The sequence below is a fragment of the Coleofasciculus sp. G1-WW12-02 genome (genome assembly GCF_040219735.1).
Taxonomy (GTDB): Bacteria; Cyanobacteriota; Cyanobacteriia; order Cyanobacteriales; family Coleofasciculaceae; genus Coleofasciculus.
Genome location: NZ_JAVJRX010000006.1, coordinates 1 through 11,291 on the forward strand (window position 1 = coordinate 1; position 11,291 = coordinate 11,291).

6 protein-coding genes and 1 pseudogene are annotated in these 11,291 nt (G+C 45.0%); 4 read left to right on the top strand and 3 right to left on the bottom strand.

Annotated elements, in window-relative coordinates:
* From RID09_RS00565 to RID09_RS00580, 4 genes and pseudogenes are all read left to right on the top strand, one after another.
* A pseudogene (locus RID09_RS00565) lies at positions 1-295 on the top strand (RNA-guided endonuclease IscB); the annotation flags it as partial.
* Positions 296-624: 329 nt separating this feature from the next.
* Entirely contained in the window at positions 625-1,686 is a 1,062-nt protein-coding gene (locus RID09_RS00570) for a WD40 repeat domain-containing protein (protein WP_446334007.1), read from the top strand.
* 486 nt (positions 1,687-2,172) lie between these two features.
* The gene (locus RID09_RS00575; RefSeq protein ID WP_446334008.1) at positions 2,173-5,298 is read left to right on the top strand and encodes a PAS domain S-box protein; all 3,126 of its coding nucleotides are present in this window, start codon (positions 2,173-2,175) and stop codon (positions 5,296-5,298) included.
* A 179-nt stretch (positions 5,299-5,477) separates the two neighbouring features.
* Positions 5,478-6,782, top strand: a complete 1,305-nt coding sequence (locus RID09_RS00580) for a sensor histidine kinase (RefSeq protein ID WP_446334009.1) — start codon at positions 5,478-5,480, stop codon at positions 6,780-6,782.
* A 65-nt stretch (positions 6,783-6,847) separates the two neighbouring features.
* On the opposite strand, the gene RID09_RS00585 is transcribed toward RID09_RS00580, so the two are convergent.
* The 3 genes from RID09_RS00585 to RID09_RS00595 all read right to left on the bottom strand — a co-directional run.
* The gene (locus RID09_RS00585; protein WP_446334010.1) at positions 6,848-9,166 is read right to left on the bottom strand and encodes an ATP-dependent helicase; all 2,319 of its coding nucleotides are present in this window, start codon (positions 9,164-9,166) and stop codon (positions 6,848-6,850) included.
* A gap of 112 nt (positions 9,167-9,278) precedes the next feature.
* Positions 9,279-10,466 carry a DNA cytosine methyltransferase gene (locus RID09_RS00590; RefSeq protein ID WP_446334011.1) on the bottom strand — a complete coding sequence of 396 codons (1,188 nt, stop codon included), beginning with the start codon at positions 10,464-10,466 and terminating at the stop codon, positions 9,279-9,281.
* Positions 10,467-11,092: 626 nt separating this feature from the next.
* Positions 11,093-11,291, bottom strand: a 199-nt coding sequence (locus tag RID09_RS00595; protein WP_446334012.1) for a hypothetical protein, incomplete at its 5' end; no start/stop codon positions are given.

Here is an 11,291-nt window from a genome sequence, read left to right on the forward strand (position 1 = left end):
GCCTTTGAGCATCAAAGCGACTGGTCATGGCTCTAGGCAAATGTGTCGTACTGACAAGTTTGGGTTTCCTTGTCGATATGTGCCTAGATTAAAGCGAGTCAAAGGTTTTCAGACTGGTGACATTGTAAAAGCAGTTGTTACCTCTGGGAAAAAGTTTGGAACTTACGCCGGGAGGGTTGCAGTTCGCTCTACTGGTAGCTTCAATATTTCAACAACAGGTGGGTTGATTCAAGGAATTAGCCACAAATACTGTCAACAAATTCATCAAAAGGATGGTTACAATTATGGTTTTTGAATATTGGAGGCTTCTTAAACCGCTACCGTGCGTTCCTCCCCGGTCTGAAGACACGGGGTTTCCCGCAACGGAGGAGTTCTGATGAATGAGGAATGAGTTTTGACCCTTCACTTCGTTCAAGGGAATGGCGCGTGACCCTTCGTTTCACTCAAGGAAACCTGGTTGTGTGTAGGGGCGGGTTTCACGATTATCGTTTCTTCCCTCACCCAGATGGAACTAAACCCGCCCCATCCCAGTTTTGAGTGCGATAATTATGACAAATGACCAATGAAATAAGGGCAGTTTTGATAGGAATGATCATAGTGTGGGCGACTGTGAGCCATAAGGCAATGAGTCAGCCTTTACCTGTACCCATTGCGCCACCCAATCCGGAAAATCCAGCTCAACCACCGCCTCCTATACCCATCGATTCGCCAAATCCCAATAATTTATCTCCGCCTCAACCTCTCCTTTCACCTGAAGCCTGGAGAAATCCGCAACTAGTCCGCACCTTTACAGGTCATAACACAGCCATTGATTCTTTGTTCTTTAGTCTAGATGGAACAATTCTCATTAGCGGCGGTAGTTATAACGATGGCAAAATTAAATTTTGGCAGCTAGAAACAGGTCAAGAAATCGACAGCCTGCGAGCGCAACGAACTTCGGTATCCGTCCTTGGCTTATCACCCGATGGAGAAACCTTGGTCAGTTCTGGTACAGATTCTGCGGTTAATCTCTGGAACTGGAAAACCGGAGACTATATCCATCAGTTTCGCGATCATACCAGCAATGTCTTGTCCCTGGCAATCACGCCAGATGGTCGCACCTTAGTAACGGGGGCTTTAGATGGAATTCGACTGTGGGATTTAACCAAACAACGTCGAATGTATACCTTGGCGCGTTTTGATAACCAAACCTATGGCTTGGCGATTCACCCGGATGGAGATATTCTGGCAAGTGGTCATAAGTATGGTTCAATTAAGCTCTGGAATTTAAACACAGGGACGTCTCTCAATCAGATTAGCGCCCATCGCGGTTCAGTTAATGCCTTGGCGTTTACACCTGATGGACAAACATTAGTCAGTGGTAGCTATGATCGCACGATTAAAGTCTGGAATCTTAGAACTGGACAATTAGCACAGACTCTTTCGGGACATACCGGGCGAGTGTGGGCTGTGGCGATTAACCCCGATGGTGAAACCCTAGCCAGTGCTAGTCGTGACGGGGTACGGTTATGGAATTTAAGAACCGGTGAACTGTTGGCATTACTCACAGCCCATGAAGATTGGGTGCATTCCGTTGCCTTTAGCCCTGATGGTACAATCCTGGCTACTGGCGGATTTGATCGGCAAATCATGGTTTGGCAAATTTCGACCGTGAGTGGTGAAGAGTTGGCACAACGTTCTCAGTAGGGGCTTGGTTACCATCAGTAGGGGCTTGGTAACCATCAGTAGGGGCTTGGTAACCATCAGTAGGGGCTTGGTAACCATCAGTAGGGGCTTGGTTACCAAGCCCCTACTTCACCCCGTTAAATGGCAAGCATAGAGTCACCTAGGATTTCCCCCGTACAGCCGTTTTCAATTAAAGGAAATCTAGTATAGACTAGAGGACAAAAGCATAAAAGCTTCACTTAATATAAAGCCAAATTAATCTTTGGTAAGGAAAAGCTAATCAGCCAGAGCGAATAATGCTCACCTAAGACGTGCGCGATCGCGAGTCCAAGGGTCTGTTAGTAAATAAAGCAGTAAACGGAAAAAGTCAAGTCAAATTCATTTTTCTTCAGAAATAACCATCTGATGAGCGGGCTAAGTTGCTTGCCGTTCATCCGTTTTGATGTTAAAACATTCAACCCTAGAACATTGGTCTCTTGTTTCATTGATAATTCAGATAGTCTATCGATGGCGACGGTTATTGATTTGTCTCAAGCCATCTCTAGAGAAATTCGACTACAGCCATTGCTCTCAACCTTAATCCAGATAGCCTTTGAGATGACAGATGCTCAAAGCGTTACCCTGATTTTGCCTCAGCCGGAGCATTTAGTCATAGCGGCTAGGGGGGTAAGGGGTACAAACCCAATCATTTTGCCCCTGACTCCCATCAAATCCAGCCCAGAGATTTCCTTAACGCTGGTTGAATATGTTTGGCATCATCCCGACATTTTAGTCGTCTGTGATGATACGACAGACGTTACACGATGGTCAACGATCGCACTGAACCCTCAAAACCATACCCTCGATCCTAACGAAGGGTCAAAACTCAACACTCAACACTCAACACTTCCCCAATTGAGTGTATTATGTGCGCCGTTAACAGTGGGTGACCAGAAAATTGGTATTCTTTACCTAGAAAATAATCAAACCAGAGACGCATTCACGGGCGATCGCGTGGCGATTGTCCAACTCCTGTGCATCCAGGCTGCATCTGCACTAAAGAATGCTCAAGCATACGAACACCTCGAACAGTATTCACGCACTCTGGAGAACACTGTAAAACAGCAAAAGCAGCAGTTACACCACACTGAATCCCGCTATCGTGCCATTATTGAAGATCAAAGCGAACTAACTTGTCGTTACAGCGCTGATGGCAGACTCACCTTTGTTAACGAAGTCTATTGTCGCTATTTTAGTAAAACACCAGAAGAACTCATTGGATACCGCTTTTTCCCCCTGATCCACCCAGAAGATAAACCCCTGCTAGAAGCCTTTATCGCCGAGTTGACTCCAGATAACCCTGTAGGTACAGTCGAACACCGTGTCATTCTAGAGAGTGGTGAGATTCGCTGGCAACAATGGAGCGATCGCGCTATCTTTGACGCTCAAGGTCGATTACTGGAATTCCAGGCGGTGGGACGGGATATTACCGATTGTAAATTAACCGAACAACGACTGCGCCACAGTGAAGCTCGACTCAATGCAATCATCTCCAGTACCTCCGACGGGATTATGATTGTCGATAGCCAAGGTCAAGTTCGTTTCACCAACCCAGCCGCCGCCAACCTCTTAAATCAGGATGTGGAGGAATTACTCAACTATAACTTTGGACTGCCTATTGGTATACATCAAACCACAGAATTGGGAATTGTTCGCGCCGATGGAAAACTCACTTTTGCTGAAATGAGTGTAGTTGAAACCGAATGGGAAGGTGAATCCGTTTTTGAGATTTGCTTACGTGATGTCACCGAACGTCAACGGGCGGAAGCCGCATTACGGGAAAGTGAAGAACGCTTCCGGGCAATTTTTGAACAAGCCGCCGTGGGAATTGCCCTGGGGACACCATCGGGAGAGTTAATTCGGGTCAATCAACGATTTTGTGACTTGGTAGGATACGAGGAGTCGGAATTATTACAGCTTAGTTTCCCCGCCATTACTCATCCTGATGACCGAGCCGCAGAACTCAATGATTTAACTCAATTATTGGCAGGTCAATGTTCCACTTATTCTAGAGAAAAACGCTTTATCCGTAAAGATGGTCAATGGCAATGGGTGAATCTTGCTGTATCCCTGGTGCGAACCTGGATGGATACCCCCAATTACATTATTGGCGTGGTTGAGGATATCCAACAGCGCAAGCAAACGGAAGCCGCCCTACAACAGGCTTTAGATGCAGCAGAAGCGGCTAACCGTGGCAAAAGCGAGTTCTTGGCAAATATGAGTCATGAACTGCGTACTCCCCTCAATGCCATCCTGGGCTTTACCCAACTCATGGCAAGGGATGCTTCTCTCAATCAAAATCAGCAGGATTATTTGGGCATTATTACCCGTTCGGGTGAACATTTGCTGGATTTGATCAATAATGTCCTGAATATGTCCAAAATTGAGGCGGGTAGGATTTCCCTGTCACAAAGTAGCTTTGATCTCTACAGTTTGGTTGATTCTATTGCGGAAATGTTGCGCCTGAAAGCCCTATCTAAAGGGTTACAGCTTATGGTTGAGCGAACTGCCAATGTGCCTCGCTATGGGATTGCAGATGAGGGGAAATTGCGGCAGATTTTGATTAATTTAGTGGGTAATGCGGTTAAATTTACGTCACAAGGTAAGGTGATCTTGCGCGTGCAAACGATATCCGATACGATGACCCCACCAACGAATATCAATGCTCAATCCTGTCTGTTTTTTGAAGTCGAAGATACCGGGGTGGGCATTCGTGCTGATGAACTTGCTACCCTGTTTCAAGCCTTTGTGCAAACCAATACCGGTCAGCAATCGCACTCGGGAACGGGTTTAGGTTTAGCCATTAGTCGTCGGTTTGTGCAATTGATGGGTGGAGAAATTACCATTAACAGCACTCCAGGTCAAGGCACACTGGTAAAATTTGATATACCCATCGGCATCGTTCCCCAAGATCAGATTCCTAGTCAACCCTTAAGTCGGCAGGTGATTGGTATCGCACCCAACCAACCCCACTATCGCATTTTAGTGGTAGAAGATCAATGGGCAAATCGCAAACCCCTGGTCAAGTTTCTGGAATCCTTAGGATTAGACGTGCAAGAAGCCGAGAATGGTCAAGTTGCTGTTGCTCGCTGGGAACATTGGCAACCTCATCTGATTTGGTTAGATATGCGAATGCCTGTGATGGATGGGTATGAAACCACTAAAATGATTAAATCTCATCCTCAGGGAAAGACAACCGTGATTATTGCCTTAACCGCTAGCGCTTTTGATGAAGAACGAACGGCTATTTTAGCAGCAGGTTGTGATGATTTTGTCGCCAAGCCCTTCCGCACTGAGGCGATTTTAGAGAAAATGGCACAACACTTAGGTATCCGTTATTGTTATGACGATTCTCCCCCACCCTCATCCGATGTCGATACATCGGTATTAACCTCTGAGGATTTCAGGGTGATGCCGACGAATTGGATTACTCAGTTGCACCAAGCCGCCATCCAGCTTAATAGTAAACAGATTGTTCAGCTTATCGAACAAATACCTCCAGAACAGACGTTACTCACGAAGGCATTAACCGATTTAGTTAATAACTTTCGTTGTGATGTCATTATGGATATAGCGCAAAAGGCTATCTCGTGATCAACACCTCCCGTTTTTCTGACATTGTAGAGACGGGACAGACCACAATACAATACAGCTTGGATAAACTCTAATTTAATTTCTGCTCCCAGACGTGCCATGGCACGTCTCTACTGGTTCCAGACGTGCCATGGCACGTCTCTACAACCCCTGCTCCCCCTTGGCAGTCAGACTTGCTTATGAACAGTTATCAGCCAAAGACATCAAAAGGAATTATTTTAATTGTTGATGATACACCCGATAGCTTACGTCTTTTGGAAGCCGCACTGACAAGGTATGGGTATGAAGTTCGCAGTACAGTCAACGGTGCCATGGCATTAACGGCGGCAAAAGCGGTAGCACCTGATCTGATTTTGTTGGACATTTTAATGCCCGATATGAATGGCTATGATGTTTGCTCAGCCCTGAAAGCTTCGCCCGTTACTCGTGATATTCCGATCATTTTTATTAGCGCCTTAGATGAAATCTTTGATAAAGTCAAAGCCTTTACCTTGGGAGGGGCTGACTATATTACTAAACCCTTTCAATTTGAAGAAGTTTTGGCGCGTGTGGATCATCAACTGACGATTCGCCAACTCACCCAGGATTTGGAGCAACGAGTCGATGCACGAACGGCTCAATTAAAACAAACCCTAGAGGACTTACAACAAGCCCAAGTTCAGCTTGTACAGATTGAGAAAATGGCAACACTGGGTCAATTAGTAGCCGCCGTTGCCCATGAAATTAACAATCCTGTGGGGTTTATTAATGGAAATCTCAGTTGTGCCAAGGACTATACTCAAGATCTGATTTCTCTGCTGCGTCTGTATCAAGAAAAGTTTCCCCATTGCGGCACTGAAATTGAGCAAAAAAGTCAGGATATTGAACTCGATTATCTGATTGAGGATCTGCCCAATATTCTATCTTCAATGAAACAGGGGGTTGACCGTCTCTTTCAGCTTAGCAACTCTTTGCGAACATTTTCTCGCTTGGATGCTCATCATAAGGTAAATTTCAACGTCCATGATGGAATTGAGAGTACGCTGTTGATTTTAAAACACCGAATTAAGGCAAATGATAAACGTTCAGCCCTTAAGGTGATTAAAAACTACGGCAATTTACCGCCTATCGACTGTTATCCTGGGCAACTGAATCAAGTTTTTATGAATATCATCGCTAATGCTATTGATGCCTTAGATGAATTACAGGTAAAAAAGTTGGAGGAATTGAATCAAGACTATCTGCCTCACATTAAAATTGACACCTACATTCCAGAAGATAAAGAAGTCGTGATTATTCGGATTAGCGATAATGGTATAGGTATGTCAACTCAGGTAAAAGACTGCATATTTGATAACTTTTTTACCACCAAACCCGTGGGTAAAGGAACGGGTTTAGGCTTGTCTATTGCGCGTCAGATTGTGGTCGAAAAGCATAAAGGTTCCCTAAATTTTAGTTCTACACTAGGGGAAGGAACAGAGTTTGTGATTGAGTTGCCCATTTGACATCCTCACCACGCAGTAACCAAATAGGGGTTTGGTAACCAAATAGGGGTTTGGTAACCAAACCCCTACGACGAACGAACTGACTCCGGGAAGCGACGACTCAATACGGGTAACACAGGACAAGGTTTTTTCATCTGCAAGTTATCCGAGGCTTGACCACTAAATGTATTCCAGCGAAAGGGTCCTTTGTGCGCCGCCGACATCCATAACAATCGCTTTGCCCGGGTCATTGCTACGTATAATAAACGATATTCTTCTGCGGTTTTAAGCTGTCCCGCTTTCTCCCAGGCTTCCATGGCTGTGGGTAGGGGGAAATCATGCAAATTTGCCCGAATTTGCGCCCGCGCGACTTCCGCTAGGGTAAAATCGCCTAAAAACTGTGCCGCCGTGGGTACCCAAGGATTACCGGGAATGGTGTCTTCGTGGAGAAAGGGGAGAAATACATAGTCCCAATCCAATCCCTTGGCTTTATGCATGGTGATAATGGTGAGTTGACGTTGACGTAAATAGCGAGAGTCGGCGTCTTCGGTTTCTACGGGTTCAAACCGTTCCGAGGAGACAATTTCACTCAAAGCGGCTAAGGTAGCAGACATGGCGCTGCTGCTGTAGGTTTGTTTGACGACTCGTTCGGCTAATTTATCGGCTGTGGCGAGTTCGGATTGGTCGTACTGTAAGGTGAGGGCTAAAAAGGAAATAAGCTGATAATGGGGTAATTCTAGACGCGCTCGTAATAGACTGCGACAGTATCTGGCGGCTTGACTGACTGCGGGCGTGGGATGGGGGTCAAGGGGTCCTGGATAGAGGAATTGTTCGGGGTAGGTGGCGAGGGCGTTTAAGTCTTGGGTGGGAATGAGTTGGCGTTTAACGAGAACTTCTAATGCGACTTTTAAGTAATCGGGAGAATGGGGACGGTCGATAAATTGCAATAATGCCAGTATTTCAACGGGAATGTGAGAGTGGCGATCGCTCCCCTGTACATCATACACCTCAATCCCATGCTGGCGTTTGAGATAGTCGAGTTTCTGGGCGATAAAGTTTCCTTGGCGATTTTCCCGCACTAATACCGCCGCGTTATGTTTGGGGTTGCGGGTGAATAAGTCTATAACCCGTTGTCCCAAAAGTTCTACGGTTTGATAAATATCACTGGGGGTATAAATTTCTAACCCTCGTCCCTCTGGCTGAGGATTGGCGTCGGTTTGTGGGTCATTAGGGGGTACGGGATGGATGGTTTGGGGACGAAAGGGACGAGTGGATTCATCGCCCTCTTGAGTATAGGTTTGATTTACCCAATTTAAGATAAAATTAGCGGCATCAATAATAATGGGTGTACTGCGACCCGCTTGATCCATGGTAGCAAGGCGCTGCTGCTCCTGACATTCGGTACAAAAGCGATTAAAATATATTGGGTCTGCGGGAGTAAAGGTGGAGTTAATCGCTTGATTTGGGTCACCAACCCGGATTAAATTGAGGGGTGTGTAAGGATTAGTCGGATCAGCGGCTAGAGTTTGTAGTAAGTGATATTGCAAAGGACTCGAATCCTGTGCCTCGTCTTCAAATACGGCAAAAAATTGCTGCTGCCAGAGTTGGCGCACGGTGTTATCTTCTAGCACTCGCAATGCTGCTAGAATCATATCATCATAATCAATAAAGTCTCGCGATCGCGTCACTCGTTGATATTGCTCGTATAATCCCGCCGCGATCGCTAAAATGCCATAAGGGTCATTGGTTTGTTGACTGATTCCCCATAAGTCTTCGGGTAATAATCCCGAACTTTTGGCTTCGTGAATTACCGTATATGCCAAAGACGGCAGCACTTCGGTTCGCAATACCGATTGTCGCCGCAATCGTTCCGTCTCTTCCCCATCAAAACTTACTCCTTCCAACAAAATAGAATAGCGACGCGGATTGGCAGCAATCCACTGTTCCACACAAGCACGAATTAAGCGGTGGGTTTGATTGGGGGTGACAACGGTTAGCGTATCTAAATTAATCCCCGATAAATCAGGATGGCGGTTGGCAATATTTAGGGCTAACCCATGAAGAGTATACACCACAAAACTATTTTGGGGTAAGCGTAGCGGCTTAAGATAATCCCTAATTTTCCCCTTAATTGAAGCCGCCGCCGATCGCGTAAACGTGACCACCACTAATTGTCGTTTACCATGGAGTTGATATCGCGCGATCGCAATTGCTGCCGCCACTGCCATTCCCGTAGACTTCCCTGCACCCGGTACCGCCGACACCGCCAGAGTTCCCCCCTGCCAATCTGCCATCGGTTGTTGTCCCTGGCGTAAGCTGTTCCGCAGGCGTTGCAATTCCTGCTCTCTGAAGGCAGTTAGGGACAGTTGTAAGCTATTTTGACTGGTGTTGGGATGATCTGGCATTGTTTAGGGGAGGAGGCGGTAGATAATTCTCAAATAATTTTAATCATGCATCTATAGAGATTCACAAAAAGATTCGCGATCGGATCATCAGATATTGATTCTAGCGAAATTGCTATCCTAACGATAACTCTAATTGCTTTGGCGTTGGCTGCTTGTCATCCAATTCCCTTGTTGATAAAAAATCCAGAATACTTTGAGCAATAGCCTTAGATGCTAAGTAAGGAACCCCATTGCCAATTGTTTTAAACATATTTGTCAGTGACATGTCATCGGGAAGGACAAAGTTTTTCGGTAACGATTGTATAGCCAGCGTTTCCGCAACAGATAAACGACGCGCTTTATAAGGATGTAAGTGAACTTCGTTATTTCCGTAACAAGCTGTCGGGGAATAACGCCATCGGTGAAGACGTTTGTAAGACTTTCGTGAATCATCTCCCTCCGCCACGGAAAGAAATCGCTTGAGTCCCGCTCTCGGTTTAAAATGATGTTTAGCATTGGGATGGTTAAGTACATCGTTTTTCCGAAACCAATATTCAACTGTTAGTTCCTGAATAATATCATTAGAGCAAGGGCGGTGTGAATTTTCCTGAAAGGGATCAGTTGCAGCCCAAGGACAAGCGAAAACCCTTGGCTTAGGATATACAATAGAAGTCATCCAGGGAAAAACACCTTCAGGCATAAATTGGGCAGTTGGCGATAGTCCTATATCTTTGACTAAACTTCGATGAAATCCGAGTAGGATAATCCTCTCCCTATCTTGAGGAACGCCGTATTCTATCGCGTTAATTAGACGCTCTGTTAATAGATAGCCAGCTCGATTTAGCTGATCTTTAAGCTGTTCAAAAAAAAGACGGTGTTTTTTAGTTGTCCACAATCCTTTAACATTCTCGAAGAGAAAGAAATCCGGTTGATATTGGCAAATTAATTTAACATAAGCAGCCGAAAGTTTACCATTATCACCGTCTTTCCCTCGGTTTTTCCCCCCAACTGAGAAGTCGGGACAGGGAGGACCACCAATGAAACCAATAATGTCTCTAGATTTGCGAGCATCCTGGATTAAATACCAGAGATTTAAGGCTTGTTCACCTTCTATCAGTTGCTCAACATCTCCATCTTCGGCATAATGGCATCCGTATTCGGGTAATGGCAGATTCAGAACTTGTCTAGAGTAACGGTAAGCTTCTACATAGGAGGGATTAATTTCATTCACATATACGATATCGAAACCACTGGCTTCAAAGCCTAAATCAAGAAATCCAATTCCAGAAAAGAAAGAGAAAAGTTTGGGTCTAAGGGTCATTTATCAACTATAAAGGATAGAAATATTATACCAGTTTAGATAATCCAGAATGAGTTACTTATGTCAGGGCACTATCCTTGCGCTCTTACGGTTGGGTGTACTATTAGCACTTGAGAATTCTCTTCCGACGCTGGTTTCTAGATTGGCATTTCCTGATCACAGTAGCTACATCGCCAGTAAAGTCCTCCTAAACGTATATGACAGAGTAAGGTATCTGAGCAACAAGGGCAAGTAGGCTTCTTAATTATTAATTGCTTCAGAGTTTTAGCTCCATCCTGTCGGCTGCAACCCTTGTCCAGGTGAGTCAGCCCTGAGAGCGGCTTACTTGACTTGGCGGGCATTTTTTAAAGCTGAATGAATCATACTTTAAGTATAGTTGTATTGACTTGACATTAAACTTAATGTTAAATAAGATAAAAGGCTTTATGATGAGAATGAGTCATCAGGAACATTTAAGGGATTAGATAGGGAGGCTGGCAATGGCATTTTTGCCGTATTTACCGAAAAATTGGGTCTAAAGCCTCGTCCTTAAAGGACGACTTTGTGTTAAAATTCACTTAGAGGAAAGGGTATTAAACCTCTTGTAAAACCCAGAGCCGAGAGGCATCGCACCTTGAAAACTAGGCTTAGAGGGTTCTGTACAGAAAGGCTTGTACAGGTAAAAAGTCTAAGCAACAAGCACCAGAAAACACATTCTTTCTTGTTTTCAATAGTACGATAGGGCATATCGAAACTAGCTTCTGTAATGGAGCAAAACGCTTCTTCCAGAGATGCTCCTCTGGTATGAAATAGGCGACTATTTCATAGTAAGAGTGTTCGATGAAA

Excerpts from the sequence above, each read along its gene's own strand:
- RID09_RS00570 (WP_446334007.1), top strand. The coding sequence starts at position 625 with ATGAGTCAGCCTTTACCTGTACCCATTGCGCCACCCAATCCGGAAAAT.
- RID09_RS00575 (WP_446334008.1), top strand. The coding sequence starts at position 2,173 with ATGGCGACGGTTATTGATTTGTCTCAAGCCATCTCTAGAGAAATTCGA.
- RID09_RS00580 (WP_446334009.1), top strand. The coding sequence starts at position 5,478 with ATGAACAGTTATCAGCCAAAGACATCAAAAGGAATTATTTTAATTGTT.
- RID09_RS00585 (WP_446334010.1), bottom strand. The coding sequence starts at position 9,166 with ATGCCAGATCATCCCAACACCAGTCAAAATAGCTTACAACTGTCCCTA.
- RID09_RS00590 (WP_446334011.1), bottom strand. The coding sequence starts at position 10,466 with ATGACCCTTAGACCCAAACTTTTCTCTTTCTTTTCTGGAATTGGATTT.